Raw genomic sequence first — 15,047 nt, 5'->3', positions numbered from 1 at the left:
TCGGCTTAAGCGTTCTGTCTGTTCCTCTATACGTTCTCCATCGTTCCCGGTAATAAGGTGATGCTAAATTAACCACGTAAAATCGCAGCGGCAGTATCCTGGTCGGTAACCAGCGCGTTAATGTAGCCGCCTTTCATCGCAGCGGCGATCGCTTCGGCTTTATTTTCGCCCCCTGCGACACCTACTCTAGTTGGAATAGTTGTCATCGCGGTTAAAGGTAAGCCAATCAGTTCGTTATGTATTTTGATATCCGTGACAACGTCACCTTTAGCGTCAAAAAAGTAACCTAAAATATCGCCAATGGCCCCTTTTCGACCAATCATTAACTGTTCGCCCTGGCTGATATAACCGGAGCGAATAATCGTCGCATTCTCTTTTTGATTCACTGCGCCAATGCCGACAATGGCCACATCCGCAGCTTGTGCGGCTAACAGGACATCTTTGACGCAGTTTTCATTTTTCAGCGTTCGGGCAATTTCAGCCGAAGATGCCCGTAATGGCGCCGGAATGATGTTGACGCTGCACGCTGCGTTAAGTTGCCCGATGCCTGTCATATAAGAGCCGACACCACCGGAGAGCGTGACCAGGCGGATTTGCTGTGACGAAATAAACCCACTTAAGCGTTGCAGCGTGTTCATCGTTGCCTCGCCAAAGCCAATCGCCAGCATTTGCTGTGGCTGGAGCAATCCCATCAACATATGCGCTGCGCCGATTCCTAAGCGCCCGCCGACATCTGCATCTGCAAGTCCAGGGATCACCCGCACATGCTGTAATGAAAACTGGCGACGTAATTGCGTTTCATATTCCAGACAGCCTTCAAAGCGAGAATTAATCTGCACGCGAATAATGCCGGACTGATGCCCTTTCTCCAGTAACCGCGACACTTTCAAACGCGTTAGCCCGAGGCGATCGCTAATCTCGCTCTGGGTCAGCCCGTCGTGATAGTAAAACCACGCGATCCGCGCGACCTGTTCTTCTTCACACATTCCCTGTTCTGAAATTGCCGAATCGTTGATTGTCATAATTCATTCTTCACTTTGAACATATTTAAATCTTTAATGCAATTGTTCAGTTATTGCGCGCTTATATCTGTGATAACCACCACAGTTTGGTCAAACAGCAATGAACAAACGCAACTATAAAAATCAAAATAGCATAAATTGTGATCTATTCGTCGGAATTATGCGCAATAGCCACCTAAGGTTATGAACAAATTAAAAGCAGAATTACATTTGTTCAAAACTCACCTGCAAAACTGAACGGGGGAAAATATGCAAACGAGTGATACCCGCGCGTTACCGCTACTTTACGCCCGCTCGGTTTATAAACAGTATTCAGGGGTTAATGTCCTGAAAGGCATCGATTTTACGTTGCATCAGGGGGAAGTCCACGCCCTGCTCGGCGGTAACGGCGCGGGTAAATCGACGCTAATGAAAATCATCGCCGGTATTACCCCCGCTGATAGCGGTACGCTGGAGATTGGGGGCAACAACTACACCAGATTAACGCCAGTTCATGCTCATCAGTTGGGTATTTATCTGGTTCCCCAGGAACCGCTGCTTTTCCCAAGTCTGTCGATAAAAGAAAACATCCTGTATGGGCTGGCAAAAAAACAGCTTTCTATGCAGAAAATGAAGAACTTGCTGGCGGCGCTGGGCTGCCAGTTTGATCTGCATAGTCTGGCGGGCTCACTGGATGTTGCCGACCGCCAAATGGTGGAAATCCTGCGCGGTCTGATGCGCGATTCGCAAATTCTTATTCTCGATGAACCTACAGCGTCGCTTACCCCTGCGGAAACCGAACGCTTGTTTGGCCGTTTGCGGGAACTACTCGCCACTGGCGTGGGTATTGTTTTTATCTCACATAAGCTGCCGGAAATTCGCCAGATTGCCGATCGGATTAGCGTGATGCGCGACGGAACTATCGCGTTAAGTGGCAAAACCAGTGAGCTGTCTACCGACGACATCATTCAGGCCATTACGCCAGCAACGCGGGAAAAATCTCTCTCAGCCAGTCAAAAGTTATGGCTGGAGTTGCCCGGTAATCGCCAACAACATGCAGCTGGAACATCGGTACTGGCGCTGGAAAATCTGACTGGCGAAGGTTTTATGAATGTCAGTTTTACGCTGAATGCCGGAGAAATTCTTGGCCTGGCTGGGCTAGTGGGGGCCGGGCGCACTGAACTGGCAGAAACGTTATATGGTCTGCGGCCTTTGCGTGGCGGGTGCATCATGTTGAATGGTAAAGAGATCAATAAATTATCTACCGGAGAACGTTTGCATTGCGGTCTGGTTTATCTACCAGAAGATCGTCAGTCCTCAGGATTGAATCTCGATGCTTCGCTGGCGTGGAACGTCTGCGCCCTCACCCATAATCAACGCGGATTCTGGGCAAAAACCGCGAAAGATAACGCCACACTGGAACGATATCGTCGCGCGCTGAATATTAAATTTAACGAATCGGAACAAGCTGCACGAACTTTATCCGGTGGCAACCAGCAAAAAATCCTGATTGCCAAATGTCTGGAAGCTTCGCCGCAAGTATTGATTGTTGATGAGCCGACGCGCGGCGTGGATGTCTCGGCGCGTAATGATATCTACCAGCTGTTGCGCAGCATCGCCGCACAAAATGTGGCCGTGCTGCTTATTTCCTCCGATCTGGAAGAGATCGAACTGATGGCTGACCGCGTGTATGTGATGCATCAGGGTGAAATTACCCACTCGGCACTGACCGGGCGCGATATTAATGTCGAGACCATTATGCGCGTTGCCTTCGGCGATAGTCAGCGTCAGGAGGCGTCATGCTGAAGTTTATTCAGAACAACCGTGAAATCACGGCACTGCTGGCGGTGGTGCTGCTGTTTTTGTTGCCAGGTTTTCTCGACCGTCAGTATTTAAGTCTGCAAACGCTGACCATGGTTTATAGCAGCGCACAAATCTTGATCCTGCTGGCGATGGGCGCGACGCTGGTGATGCTGACGCGCAATATTGATGTTTCGGTAGGCTCAATTACGGGTATGTGCGCGGTGCTGTTGGGGATATTACTGAACGCGGGGTATTCACTGCCTGTTGCTTGTGTCGCGACGTTACTGCTCGGCTTGCTCGCGGGATTTTTCAACGGTGTACTGGTCGCGTGGCTAAAGATCCCTGCCATTGTCGCTACGCTCGGTACATTAGGATTGTACAGAGGCATCATGCTGCTGTGGACTGGCGGTAAATGGATTGAAGGGTTACCCGCCGAACTGAAACAACTCTCCGCCCCGCTACTGTTTGGCGTTTCCGCGATTGGTTGGTTGACGATAATTCTGGTGGCATTTATGGCCTGGCTGCTGGCGAAGACGGCGTTTGGACGCAGTTTTTATGCCACGGGCGATAATTTACAGGGCGCTCGTCAACTGGGCGTTCGTACAGAAGCCATTCGGATTGTGGCATTTTCGTTGAACGGCTGCATGGCTGCGTTGGCGGGAATTGTGTTTGCTTCGCAGATTGGGTTTATCCCCAACCAGACCGGTACCGGGTTGGAGATGAAAGCGATTGCAGCCTGCGTGCTGGGCGGCATTAGTTTGCTCGGCGGTTCCGGCGCGATTATCGGAGCGGTGCTCGGCGCCTGGTTCCTGACGCAGATCGATAGCGTACTGGTGCTGTTGCGAATTCCGGCATGGTGGAATGATTTTATCGCGGGCCTGGTTCTGCTGGCGGTGCTGGTGTTTGATGGACGCCTGCGTTGCGCGCTGGAACGTAATCTGCGGCGGCAAAAATATGCCCGCTTTATGACGCAACCGCCATCCGTTAAACCCGCTTCGTCAGGTAAAAAACGGGAGGCCGCGTAATGCGTATTCGCTACGGTTGGGAACTGGCCCTTGCCGCACTGCTGGTTATTGAGATCGTCGCATTTGGTGCAATTAACTCGCGGATGTTAGATCTCAATATGTTGCTGTTCAGCACCAGTGACTTTATCTGCATTGGCATTGTCGCCCTACCGCTGACGATGGTGATTGTCAGTGGCGGGATCGATATTTCGTTTGGTTCGACCATCGGCCTTTGCGCCATTGCATTGGGCGTACTATTTCAAAGTGGTGTGCCGATGCCACTGGCGATTCTTCTGACATTACTGCTCGGCGCATTGTGCGGGCTGATCAACGCCGGATTAATCATCTATACCAAAGTTAACCCGCTGGTGATTACGCTTGGCACACTGTATCTGTTTGCCGGAAGCGCTCTGCTGCTTTCCGGGATGGCCGGAGCGACAGGGTACGAAGGTATTGGTGGATTCCCGATGGCGTTTACTGATTTCGCTAACCTGGATGTGCTGGGACTCCCCGTTCCGCTGATTATCTTCCTGATATATCTCCTCGTTTTCTGGCTCTGGCTGCATAAAACCCATGCCGGACGTAACGTGTTTTTGATTGGGCAAAGCCCGCGCGTGGCGGTTTATAGCGCGATTCCAGTTAACCGTACCTTATGTGCGCTCTATGCCATGACGGGGCTGGCGTCTGCGATCGCCGCTGTGTTGCTGGTGTCGTATTTTGGTTCTGCTCGTTCCGATCTCGGTGCGTCGTTTCTGATGCCCGCCATCACCGCCGTGGTGCTTGGCGGTGCCAATATTTATGGTGGTTCCGGTTCCATTATCGGCACCGCCATTGCGGTTTTATTAGTGGGATATTTGCAACAAGGTTTGCAAATGGCAGGAGTGCCAAATCAGGTGTCCAGCGCCCTTTCCGGTGCGCTACTTATCGTCGTTGTCGTTGGTCGTTCCGTTAGCCTGCATAGCCAGCAAATTAAAGAGTGGCTGGCGCGTCGGGCCAATAACCCATTGCCATAAAGGATATCTTCATGACACTTCATCGCTTTAAGAAAATCGCCTTACTTAGCGCCCTTGGCATTGCCGCAATCTCTATGAATGTGCAGGCCGCAGAGCGTATTGCATTTATTCCCAAACTGGTTGGCGTGGGATTTTTTACCAGCGGTGGCAACGGCGCACAACAAGCTGGTAAAGAGTTGGGCGTTGATGTGACCTACGACGGGCCGACAGAACCCAGTGTTTCTGGTCAGGTACAGTTGATTAATAACTTCGTCAATCAGGGATATAACGCCATTATCGTTTCTGCGGTTTCGCCAGATGGTTTATGCCCGGCACTGAAACGCGCCATGCAACGTGGGGTGAAAGTACTTACCTGGGATTCTGACACCAAACCGGAGTGCCGTTCTTACTACATTAACCAGGGAACGCCCGCCCAGTTGGGAGGTATGTTGGTGGATATGGCGGCGCGCCAGGTAAATAAAGACAAAGCCAAAGTCGCGTTTTTCTACTCCAGCCCCACGGTTACCGACCAAAACCAATGGGTGAAAGAAGCGAAAGCGAAAATCGCCAAAGAACATCCAGGCTGGGAAATTGTCACTACGCAGTTTGGCTATAACGATGCCACTAAATCGTTACAAACTGCGGAAGGCATATTAAAAGCCTATAGCGATCTCGATGTCATTATCGCCCCCGACGCCAACGCCCTGCCTGCTGCCGCACAAGCCGCAGAAAACCTGAAAAATGACAAAGTTGCGATTGTCGGATTCAGTACGCCAAATGTGATGCGTCCGTATGTTGAGCGCGGCATGGTGAAAGAGTTTGGCCTGTGGGATGTGGTTCAGCAAGGCAAAATTTCGGTCTATGTCGCAGATGCATTATTGAAAAAAGGTGCAATGAAAACGGGCGACAAGCTGGATATCGAGGGCGTAGGTCAGGTGGAAGTCTCGCCAAACAGCGTTCAGGGCTATGACTACGAAGCGGACGGTAATGGCATTGTACTGTTACCGGAGCGCGTGGTTTTCAATAAAGAAAATATCGGCAAATACGATTTCTGATGTGCATTACTTAACCGGAGTAAGTTATGGCAGATTTAGACGATATTAAAGATGGTAAAGATTTTCGCACCGATCAACCGCAACAAAATATCCCTTTTACCCTCAAGGGTTGCGGTGCACTGGACTGGGGAATGCAGTCACGCTTATCGCGGATATTTAATCTGAAAACGGGTAAAACCGTGATGCTGGCCTTTGATCATGGTTATTTTCAGGGGCCGACTACCGGACTTGAACGCATTGATATAAATATCGCCCCGCTGTTTGAACATGCCGATGTATTAATGTGTACACGCGGTATTTTACGCAGCGTGGTGCCACCCGTGACCAATAAGCCAGTGGTACTGCGGGCGTCAGGTGCGAACTCTATCCTTGCGGAATTAAGTAATGAAGCAGTGGCGTTATCGATGGATGACGCCGTGCGCCTGAACAGTTGTGCGGTGGCGGCGCAGGTTTATATCGGCAGCGAATATGAACATCAGTCGATCAAAAATATTATTCAGCTGGTCGATGCTGGAATGAAAGTGGGAATGCCGACCATGGCAGTCACTGGCGTGGGCAAAGATATGGTGCGCGATCAGCGTTATTTCTCGCTCGCGACTCGAATCGCCGCTGAAATGGGGGCGCAAATTATCAAAACCTATTATGTCGATAAAGGTTTTGAACGGATTGTTGCCGGATGTCCGGTACCTATTGTTATTGCTGGCGGTAAAAAATTACCGGAGCGCGAAGCGCTGGAAATGTGCTGGCAGGCTATCGATCAGGGCGCTTCTGGTGTGGATATGGGGCGAAATATTTTCCAGTCAGACCATCCGGTGGCGATGATGAAAGCCGTACAGGCGGTGGTTCACCATAACGAAACGGCTGATCGGGCATATGAACTCTATCTGAGTGAAAAACAGTAACTGCGGATTTAAGGAGAAGAATCATGCACGTCACACTGGTTGAAATTAACGTTCATGAAGACAAGGTTGACGAGTTTATCGAGGTCTTTCGCCAGAACCACCTGGGCTCGGTACAGGAAGAAGGTAATTTGCGCTTCGATGTCTTACAGGACCCGGAAGTGAATTCGCGCTTTTATATTTACGAAGCCTATAAAGATGAAGACGCAGTGGCGTTCCATAAAACCACGCCCCACTACAAAACCTGTGTCGCGAAACTGGAAGCGCTAATGACCGGGCCGCGTAAAAAACGTGTGTTCAATGGGTTGATGCCGTGAGGCGAATTCATCAGTTTTATCTACAATTGGGGTAACGCGCTGACGGGAGTAAAAAAATGTCTGACTGGAACCCCTCTTTATATCTGCACTTTGCCGCTGAACGATCGCGTCCGGCGATGGAGCTGCTTGCCAGAGTGCCGCTGGAGAATGTCGAATACGTTGCAGATCTTGGCTGTGGCCCAGGTAACAGCACCGCCCTGCTGCATCAACGTTGGCCTGCGGCCAGGATAACGGGCATCGACTCGTCTCCGGCGATGATTGCCGAAGCGCGCAGTGCTCTTCCAAAGTGTCAGTTTGTGGAAGCAGACATCCGCAACTGGCAACCGAAACAGGCACTTGATCTGATTTTTGCTAATGCCTCGCTGCAATGGCTGCCCGACCACTACGAATTGTTTCCTCATCTGGTTTCATTACTTAATCTCCATGGTGTGTTGGCAGTACAGATGCCAGATAACTGGCTGGAGCCGACCCATGTGCTGATGCGCGAAGTCGCCTGGGAACAAAATTATCCAGATCGCGGGCGTGAGCCGCTGGCTGGCGTTCATGCTTATTACGATATTTTGAGCGAAGCCGGATGCGAGATTGATATCTGGCGAACCACTTACTATCACCAGATGCCGTCGCACCAGGCGATTATTGACTGGGTGACCGCAACCGGATTACGCCCGTGGTTGCAGGATCTGACTGAGAGCGAACAGCAGCATTTTCTTACGCGCTACCATCAGATGCTGGAAGAGCAGTATCCCCTCCAGGAGAACGGGCAGATACTGCTGGCATTCCCGCGACTGTTTATTGTTGCCCGACGTATCGAGTAATTATCACGTCAGCTGGTAATGGCGATCGGGAAGAATTTTCGCTGGAATTTCTGCTTCATCGTTCATCTGTAACAGGTCAATTTCAATAGCGTTGCAGATGGCATCCAGTGGTAAATCGTTGTTTTCTGTACCGAACGGATCTTCAAGTTCTTCCGCCAGACAATCCAGCGAAATAAAGGTGTAGGAAATCAGCACAGAGATAAAAGGCGTCATGTAATGCAGATCCACGACCAGCGCGAACGGCAGCATGATACAAAACAGATAAACGGTACGATGCAAAATCAGGGTGTAGGCAAAGGGAATTGGCGTATAGGCAATGCGCTCGCAGCCTGCCAGAACCGCTGAAATATCATTAAGCCGATCGTTGAGGCTAATAAACAGGATATCTGAAAGTTGTCCATTGCGTCGCTGAACCGCCAACCACTCCCCCATTATCAACAAGATACGGTTAGCTGGAGTGTTTGAAGCCAGTACACGCTGAAGATCTTCGGCATTGAGATAATGTGCCAGCACTTCCGCCTGTGGTTGTTTGCGTAACGTCATGCGTAAACAGTGGGCGAAGGCGATTTGCAGTCGGGCAAACTCCCTTACACTTGCCGAATCTGGCAATGTCGTTTTTACCTCACGCAGTAACGACCGTGAAGCAATCATCAACTGCCCCCAAAGTTTGCGCGCTTCAACATAACGGGCATACCCCGCGTTATTACGAAAACCCAAAAAGATGGCGATGGCGACACCGAGAATGCTGAACGGTGCAAGGGTGAATTTGATGCCCAGATGCGTGTACCAGGGCAGCATGAAAATAACAGCGATAGAAAAGAGAAAATTGAGTAGTAAGCGCGAGGATATCTTGGATAATACTGAACCGTGCCAGACAAAAATACGGCGCAGCCAGTGTTGTTGTGGACGAACAATCATGGTTATCTTCAGGCGTGGAAAAGTCGCCCTATTAAACGTGATTACGATCACATTCTCAAGATGCTACTTACAAATTACCTACAAGCTTACAACATTAACAGGTGCTGCATGTGGCACCTGTTAATGATAAAGGCACATAGGATGTTGTAACTAATATAGTGAAATAAGAAACCCGGTCGAAACCGGGTTCAGAGTTTTAGCACAACGGACGTACAGCTTCGCGCATCCCTTTTTCCAGAATGGAATCCAGGTCATTAGCAACCAGTTCGACCAGGCCAGGCACTTGCGTCAGGTCCTGTTCCCAGTGGTCTTTTTCTGCCAGCACAGTAGCGACCAGCTCTTGGGTGTCGATGATACGGTCACGATGCTGACTCCAGAGCTGCTGATAACGTTCCAGCCAGTGGGCATCATCCTGTACCGGATACGCTTCCCCGTTACGTTCTCCACGATAGAATGCAATCAATGCCGCTAGCGCGAAGGTCAGTCGGGCCGGAAGTTTACCGTTCACCTTCTGCCCTGCCAGCAACTGAGGCAGAATTCGAGTACGGAACTTGGTCATACCGTTGAGCGCGATGGAAAGCAGCTGATGCTTAATATATGGGTTACGGAAACGCCCGGTTACCGCACTGGCGAAAGATTCCAGTTCATCACGTGGCAAATCCAGTACTGGAATAATTTCTTCGTAGATGGCTTTCTCAACGAATGCGCAAATTTCAGCATCGTTCATCGCTTCACCTACAGTATCCAGCCCTGCCTGGAACGCAACTGGCACCAACGCGGTGTGTGCACCGTTGAGAATTGCCACTTTGCGCTCTTTATACGGTTTAATATCGTCAACAATCAGCACGTTGAGCGGATATTTGTCCAGACGCAGTTCAGTCGCTAAAGATTTCGGCCCCTGAATTACAAACAGGTAAAAGTGTTCAGCGGTATCGAGGAAACCATCGTGATACCCCAGTTCTTCTTCCAGTTTCGCCACTTCATCACGCGGATAACCGGTAACGATACGGTCCACCAGCGTTGAACAGAAGCTATTAGCCTGATCCAGCCATTGAATAAATGCTTCTGGTAGCGCCCACTCCTGCGCGTAGCGCAGAACCAGTTCACGCAGCGCATCGCCGTTATAGTCGATCAGTTCACACGGGATGATAATCCAACCTTTATCCAGCGCACCGTTGAAATGGCTAAAACGTTCGAACAACAGGCGAGTCAGTTTTGCCGGATAGCTTACCGCTGGCGCGTCATCAAATTTGTCGCCTGCATGGTAGCTGATACCTGCTTCGGTGGTGTTAGAGAAAACAAAGCGCATTTCCGGGTTGTGCGCCAGTTTCAGGAATTCATCGTATTCACTGTAGACGCTGATTTCACGATTAACAGAACGAATCAGACGCGCATCGCTGACCGCCTCGCCCTTCTCATTCAAACCACGAATGATGGTGGTGTACAGACCATCCTGAGTGCTCAGTGACGGCGGGAATGAAGTTTCAATCGGACGAACTACGACCACACCAGAATTCAGATCGGTGTGCTCATTCAGGAGATCAATTTGCCAGTCGACAAAGGCACGCAGGAAGTTACCTTCACCAAACTGAATGATACGTTCTGGATACTGTGCACCGGGAAAATCGCGACGATTTAGTGTTTTCACAATGGGTTCCCTTTTGATTAGTCATACAACCTGTTTGAATTGGTACGACAGGTTAGCAAACTTTGATACGATGAACCCCTGTTTTGATCAACTCGCGGCGAACAATTCACGTTTTTTGGCGAAAAATGTGCTGTTGGTCAAGGTTCCGGAAAGTGAAATCTTGTAATCATGATTTCCGGTAAAAATGGGAAATGACAAAATTGGTAGAACAAATTAGATGTTCACCGCCAAAAAATCACAACCTGTCAGACAACTTCTTCGCCATAATGCATAGTGCTGGTACGATTTCGCCCGTCTTTTTTCGAGCGATAAAGGCAAGTATCAGCTTCTACCATCAGCTTATTGAAATCATCGATTAACGTACGAAATGTTGCACTCCCACTTCCGACACCAATGCTAACCGTCAAATAAAGCGTTTTTTGTTGCCAGATAAACGGTTGCATTTCTACGCCTTTACGGATTTTTTCCGCCATCAGCAGACCATCCACAGGATTCACCGAAGGCACTGCAACAGCAAATTCTTCGCCGCCCATCCGCGCCACCAGCCCTTTATCACCAACTATCTTCTGTATATGCCGGGCAAACACGCTTAAAACTTTATCGCCACATTCATGACCATAGTTGTCGTTTATGCTTTTGAAATAGTCGATATCAAGCAGCATCACCGTCAGATGTTGTGTCTGTTGTAGTGACGGATTTTTTAATGCCTCAAAAAGACCTGAGCGCGAGTAAACCTGGGTGAGAAAATCAAAATCGGCACGCAGAGAAACTTGCTTAACCAGCGAGTTAATTGCCGCCACGCTAAAGGAAACCATGATTGGGCAAATTGCCATGGTAGCAATCCCCAGACGAGCGGAGAACATTTGTGGGATAGAGAACGGCGAACCGACGGCGATATCTATCACCGAATTTGCCACCAGCACGATCTCCACCGCGCCCGTCAAAAAAGTCAGCAAACACGTTACCTGCGGGGTATAGCGTACCGCACACCAGATCAATGCAGGCAATGGGAACGCCAGACTCCCCGCACCGCCAATAACTACCGAGGCAATGACCGATACAATGAGCGCAATAAACGGCATCATCTGTTCTGCTTTAAAGCGTGGCAACGCCCTGGGGATCGCCAGCGTCAACATACACGGAACAATTAACACGCCCGTCGAAAACTGTTCGCTAAACCAGTCAGCAAGTAAGGGCCAGAAATCCAGACTATCAATACTTACTGAACCAACCGCCCCTACAATTGCGCATAATAATGCGGCTATAAGGCAATAATTAAACAAGCGTAAGGCACTTACTGGCTCATACTTATTTTTCCCCAGTCGCTTATCCCTCAGCACTAACCGAGCCACGGTCACAATAAACATCATATTGGACAAGTTGATGACCAGTGAAACTAAACCCCATTCGGTAGTCATCGCATCATAAGCCATCATCGCCACGTAACTGATTGCATAGTAATGCAGCCGATTGAGCCAGACATACCGGGCAAAAACCCCTGCCATCACACCATTCAGCGGCCAGAAGAGAGAGAGTTCATGAACCAGACGTAACTCTGCACCAACAAAATAGAACAGCGTGGTTAGCGCAAAAATCGCGATGCTATTACGTAGCAAATGGCCTTCCAGGAACAAATGGAAAGTTGAGATGGGGAGTACACGCATTAATTATCTGTCCATACAATTGCAGGCTGCAATTATTTTAACGCAATAAGTAAATTCTCATAAAGGATAGCATGTTCACTGGCAGCGGTGACAAATAAAGATATTAATCCGATACGGCTTTGTCGAAATCTGACATTCTTATGGCTGATTCATCTGAATAACCAGCCAGTGGTAGATAACCGTCACAATATAACGTTGTTGTTCCTCACTTAACGAAACACCCTGCGGAATGTTGTGCCACTTAGCCAGACAGCCGCGACAACATGTTGCTGTAGCATGCTGGGCAATAAACACCGGATGCCCGCGCATCGGAGTTTGCTTGCCATCGTTCGCCGGTAAGGCCGGGGCAAGACGTTTAGCGACAAAATCCGCCGCATGTTGTTCGACAACCGGCGCGCCCTTCTCCAGACAATACTGACGCTCCTTCACGCCTAAACGAAAGCGGGAGCGAAATTTTGAACGGGATAAACGCGCGAAGAGTGGATCAAGAGACTGCATTAGTAAACCGAGCGTCCTAATTGTTTCGTCAATTGTTCAAGTACTGCAATACCGGCAAGAGAGTTACCTGCGTCATCCAGTTCCGGACTCCAGACCGCAATGGCCATTTCATGTGGGACGATCGCCACAATACCGCCACCAACGCCAGATTTCGCCGGAAGTCCCACCCGCCAGGCAAACTCGCCCGCGTTCTGGTACATACCACTGGTTGCCATCAGCGCGTTAATTTGTCGCGCCTGCATTGGCGTTACCACCGGCTCATCGATATGAATAGCCTTCCCCTGATTTGCCAGAAAGACAAACGTTCGGGCCAGCTCAACGCAGCTCATTTTTAGTGCACAGTAGTGAAAGTAGTTTTGCAGTACTGTTGTCACATCATGATGGAAATTGCCAAACGACTTCATCAGCCAGGCTATCGCCGCATTTCTCGCAGAATGCTCGAACTCTGAACGCGCTACCACCGTATCGTAGGCAATATCAGACACGCCGCTTAGTCCACGCACCACTTCCAGCATACGTTGCCGTGGGGCGCTTAATCGCCCTTGCAACATGTCGCAGACCACCAACGCACCGGCATTAATAAAAGGATTTCGTGGAATACCCTGCTCCATTTCCAGTTGGACCAGAGAATTGAATGGCGATCCCGACGGATCCTTGCCTACACGTTGCCAAATCTCTTCTTCGGAGTAATGACGCATTGCAACAACGAGGCTGAGCACTTTAGAAATAGACTGAATTGAAAAACGCTCTTGCGCGTCTCCGGCCTGAAAAAGCTGCCCGTCAACGGTACAGATAGCAATGCCCAGTCGGGAACCCTCTACCGTTGCCAGTGCCGGAATATAATCCGCGACTTTCCCCCGACCAATTAGCGGTCGTACTTGCCGCAAGATGTTTTCTAAGATTGCATTATCCATGGCGACTGCCACTCTCTGCTCCTTGCTCGCAGGTCTGAAAAGACCTGCGAGTATAACAGAGCTAAATATGTGACGTCAGATCCGGTCTTTCCATACCGTCTGGATATTACAGAACTCATGTAACCCAAAATGGGAAAGTTCACGACCAAAGCCGCTCTTCTTCACACCGCCAAACGCTACCCGTGCATCACTGGCGCTGAAACCATTGATAAACACCCCTCCACATTCCAGACGTGCTGCCATTTGTTTCGCCAGTGCTTCATCAGAGGTAATAATGGTTGCAGAAAGTCCAAACTCGCTGTCATTAGCCAGTTTAAGCGCATGTTCAGCATCTTTCGCAATGGTGATTGCCGCGACGGGTCCAAACAACTCTTCACGAAACGCGGTCATTTCTGGCGTGACGTCTGCCAGAACCGTTGCCGGATAGTAGTTTCCTGCGCCTGCTACCTTTTCCCCTCCGAGTAACAGACGGGCGCCCTGTGCCAGTGATTTTTCAACCTGATGACGTAGCTCATCACGCAAATCGAAACGCGCCATCGGTCCGAGGTCGTTATCCTCATGACTCGGATCGCCCATTTTCAACGCCGATACCGCCGCCACAAAACGTTCGGTAAATGCAGAGGCAATCCCCTCTTCGATGATAAAGCGTTTTGCTGCTGCACAAACCTGCCCGGTATTCTGATAACGTCCGGCAACCGCGGCTTTCACGGCCAGGTCCAGATCGGCATCGTTAAGCACAATAAATGGGTCGGAACCGCCCAATTCAAGCACACATTTTTTCAGCGCCGCCCCAGCCTGCGCGCCAATGGCTGCTCCCGCACGGACACTTCCGGTGACTGTAACCGCAGCAATGCGCGGGTCTTTAATCATCTGGCTTACACCGTCATTGTCGGCATTCAACCAGCCATATACGCCTTGTGGGATACCTGCATCGTTAAAGACCTGAGCAATTAACTGTGCACAGCCCATCACATTTGGCGCATGCTTAAGCAAATAACCGTTACCTGCCAGGATAATGGGAACAGCCCCTCGCATCACCTGCCATAACGGAAAGTTCCACGGCATAATCGCCAGGATCGTCCCCATAGGACGATATTCAATAACCGCTTGCTGATTTTCTACCTGCGTAGGTTCGCTCTTCAGCATTGCCGGACCATGCTCTGCATACCAGTCGCACAAGTTTGCTGATTTCGCCACTTCGGCACGCGCCTGTTTGATCGGTTTCCCCATTTCTCGAGTGATCATTTGCGCCATCTCTTCGCTACGGGCGCGCAAAGCCTTACCGAGATCACGCAGTTTTTCTGCGCGATAATCTACGTTTGTTACGCGCCAGTCGCGAAAGCCTGCCGCCGCGAGCCGAAGTGCGTGTTCAATATCGTCAGCGCCAGCCCACGGCAGTGCAGAAAGTTGTTCGCCATTGGCTGGATTTATTGAAATAGCATGGGTAAGCGGAGTAATGGTCATCCGGGTATCTCCTTCGTGAGTTATGGTGTGAAGATACGCAGATTTACTCTTTCGT

14 protein-coding genes are annotated in these 15,047 nt (G+C 50.0%); 7 read left to right on the top strand and 7 right to left on the bottom strand.

Annotated elements, in window-relative coordinates; translation table 11 throughout:
* Positions 1 to 68: 68 nt before the first annotated feature.
* The gene (gene lsrR / locus D9738_RS16305; RefSeq protein ID WP_130260630.1) at positions 69 to 1,022 is read right to left on the bottom strand and encodes a transcriptional regulator LsrR; all 954 of its coding nucleotides are present in this window, start codon (positions 1,020 to 1,022) and stop codon (positions 69 to 71) included.
* Between the two features lie 249 nt (positions 1,023 to 1,271).
* Between lsrR and lsrA the strand changes: the two genes are divergently transcribed.
* The 7 genes from lsrA to tam are packed head-to-tail and all read left to right on the top strand — an operon-like array spanning position 1,272 to position 7,886.
* Entirely contained in the window at positions 1,272 to 2,807 is a 1,536-nt protein-coding gene (gene lsrA / locus D9738_RS16300; protein WP_130260629.1) for an autoinducer 2 ABC transporter ATP-binding protein LsrA, read from the top strand.
* Positions 2,801 to 3,829, top strand: a complete 1,029-nt coding sequence (gene lsrC, locus D9738_RS16295; RefSeq protein WP_130209231.1) for an autoinducer 2 ABC transporter permease LsrC — start codon at positions 2,801 to 2,803, stop codon at positions 3,827 to 3,829. The genes lsrA and lsrC overlap by 7 nt, the downstream gene beginning before the upstream one ends.
* Positions 3,829 to 4,821 carry an autoinducer 2 ABC transporter permease LsrD gene (gene lsrD, locus D9738_RS16290; RefSeq protein ID WP_130260628.1) on the top strand — a complete coding sequence of 331 codons (993 nt, stop codon included), beginning with the start codon at positions 3,829 to 3,831 and terminating at the stop codon, positions 4,819 to 4,821. Before lsrC ends, lsrD begins: the two co-directional genes overlap by 1 nt.
* Positions 4,822 to 4,832: 11 nt before the next feature.
* On the top strand, positions 4,833 to 5,855 hold the full coding sequence (gene lsrB / locus D9738_RS16285; protein WP_130260627.1) for an autoinducer 2 ABC transporter substrate-binding protein LsrB: 1,023 nt from the start codon (positions 4,833 to 4,835) through the stop codon (positions 5,853 to 5,855).
* 26 nt (positions 5,856 to 5,881) lie between these two features.
* Complete coding sequence (lsrF, locus tag D9738_RS16280; RefSeq protein ID WP_130260626.1) at positions 5,882 to 6,757, top strand: 3-hydroxy-5-phosphonooxypentane-2,4-dione thiolase; 876 nt, start codon at positions 5,882 to 5,884, stop codon at positions 6,755 to 6,757.
* 23 nt (positions 6,758 to 6,780) lie between these two features.
* Complete coding sequence (lsrG, locus tag D9738_RS16275; protein ID WP_130209237.1) at positions 6,781 to 7,071, top strand: (4S)-4-hydroxy-5-phosphonooxypentane-2,3-dione isomerase; 291 nt, start codon at positions 6,781 to 6,783, stop codon at positions 7,069 to 7,071.
* A 56-nt stretch (positions 7,072 to 7,127) separates the two neighbouring features.
* Positions 7,128 to 7,886, top strand: a complete 759-nt coding sequence (gene tam, locus D9738_RS16270) for a trans-aconitate 2-methyltransferase (RefSeq protein ID WP_130260625.1) — start codon at positions 7,128 to 7,130, stop codon at positions 7,884 to 7,886.
* Positions 7,887 to 7,889: 3 nt separating this feature from the next.
* On the opposite strand, the gene D9738_RS16265 is transcribed toward tam, so the two are convergent.
* The 6 genes from D9738_RS16265 to sad form a co-directional block, all read right to left on the bottom strand.
* Positions 7,890 to 8,804 (bottom strand): bestrophin family protein, encoded by a 915-nt coding sequence (locus D9738_RS16265; protein WP_130260624.1) that lies wholly within the window; start codon positions 8,802 to 8,804, stop codon positions 7,890 to 7,892.
* A gap of 196 nt (positions 8,805 to 9,000) precedes the next feature.
* The gene (gene uxaB, locus D9738_RS16260) at positions 9,001 to 10,452 is read right to left on the bottom strand and encodes a tagaturonate reductase (RefSeq protein WP_130260623.1); all 1,452 of its coding nucleotides are present in this window, start codon (positions 10,450 to 10,452) and stop codon (positions 9,001 to 9,003) included.
* Between the two features lie 245 nt (positions 10,453 to 10,697).
* The gene (locus tag D9738_RS16255) at positions 10,698 to 12,116 is read right to left on the bottom strand and encodes a diguanylate cyclase (RefSeq protein WP_130209245.1); all 1,419 of its coding nucleotides are present in this window, start codon (positions 12,114 to 12,116) and stop codon (positions 10,698 to 10,700) included.
* A gap of 138 nt (positions 12,117 to 12,254) precedes the next feature.
* Entirely contained in the window at positions 12,255 to 12,614 is a 360-nt protein-coding gene (locus D9738_RS16250) for a DUF4186 domain-containing protein (RefSeq protein ID WP_130260622.1), read from the bottom strand.
* Positions 12,614 to 13,540 carry a glutaminase B gene (gene glsB / locus D9738_RS16245; RefSeq protein WP_130260621.1) on the bottom strand — a complete coding sequence of 309 codons (927 nt, stop codon included), beginning with the start codon at positions 13,538 to 13,540 and terminating at the stop codon, positions 12,614 to 12,616. The genes D9738_RS16250 and glsB overlap by 1 nt, the downstream gene beginning before the upstream one ends.
* A 63-nt stretch (positions 13,541 to 13,603) precedes the next feature.
* Positions 13,604 to 14,992: a succinate-semialdehyde dehydrogenase gene (sad, locus tag D9738_RS16240; RefSeq protein WP_130260620.1), complete on the bottom strand. Its 1,389-nt coding sequence runs from the start codon at positions 14,990 to 14,992 to the stop codon at positions 13,604 to 13,606.
* Positions 14,993 to 15,047 lie beyond the last annotated feature (55 nt).

The sequence above is a fragment of the Escherichia sp. E10V5 genome (genome assembly GCF_004212315.1).
Taxonomy (GTDB): domain Bacteria; phylum Pseudomonadota; class Gammaproteobacteria; order Enterobacterales; family Enterobacteriaceae; genus Escherichia.
The sequence above is the reverse complement of the archived record's forward strand: the minus strand, read 5'-3'. Positions and strand labels throughout refer to the sequence as shown.

Excerpts from the sequence above, each read along its gene's own strand:
- lsrR (WP_130260630.1), bottom strand. The coding sequence starts at position 1,022 with ATGACAATCAACGATTCGGCAATTTCAGAACAGGGAATGTGTGAAGAA.
- lsrA (WP_130260629.1), top strand. The coding sequence starts at position 1,272 with ATGCAAACGAGTGATACCCGCGCGTTACCGCTACTTTACGCCCGCTCG.
- lsrC (WP_130209231.1), top strand. The coding sequence starts at position 2,801 with ATGCTGAAGTTTATTCAGAACAACCGTGAAATCACGGCACTGCTGGCG.
- lsrD (WP_130260628.1), top strand. The coding sequence starts at position 3,829 with ATGCGTATTCGCTACGGTTGGGAACTGGCCCTTGCCGCACTGCTGGTT.
- lsrB (WP_130260627.1), top strand. The coding sequence starts at position 4,833 with ATGACACTTCATCGCTTTAAGAAAATCGCCTTACTTAGCGCCCTTGGC.
- lsrF (WP_130260626.1), top strand. The coding sequence starts at position 5,882 with ATGGCAGATTTAGACGATATTAAAGATGGTAAAGATTTTCGCACCGAT.
- lsrG (WP_130209237.1), top strand. The coding sequence starts at position 6,781 with ATGCACGTCACACTGGTTGAAATTAACGTTCATGAAGACAAGGTTGAC.
- tam (WP_130260625.1), top strand. The coding sequence starts at position 7,128 with ATGTCTGACTGGAACCCCTCTTTATATCTGCACTTTGCCGCTGAACGA.
- D9738_RS16265 (WP_130260624.1), bottom strand. The coding sequence starts at position 8,804 with ATGATTGTTCGTCCACAACAACACTGGCTGCGCCGTATTTTTGTCTGG.
- D9738_RS16255 (WP_130209245.1), bottom strand. The coding sequence starts at position 12,116 with ATGCGTGTACTCCCCATCTCAACTTTCCATTTGTTCCTGGAAGGCCAT.
- D9738_RS16250 (WP_130260622.1), bottom strand. The coding sequence starts at position 12,614 with ATGCAGTCTCTTGATCCACTCTTCGCGCGTTTATCCCGTTCAAAATTT.
- sad (WP_130260620.1), bottom strand. The coding sequence starts at position 14,992 with ATGACCATTACTCCGCTTACCCATGCTATTTCAATAAATCCAGCCAAT.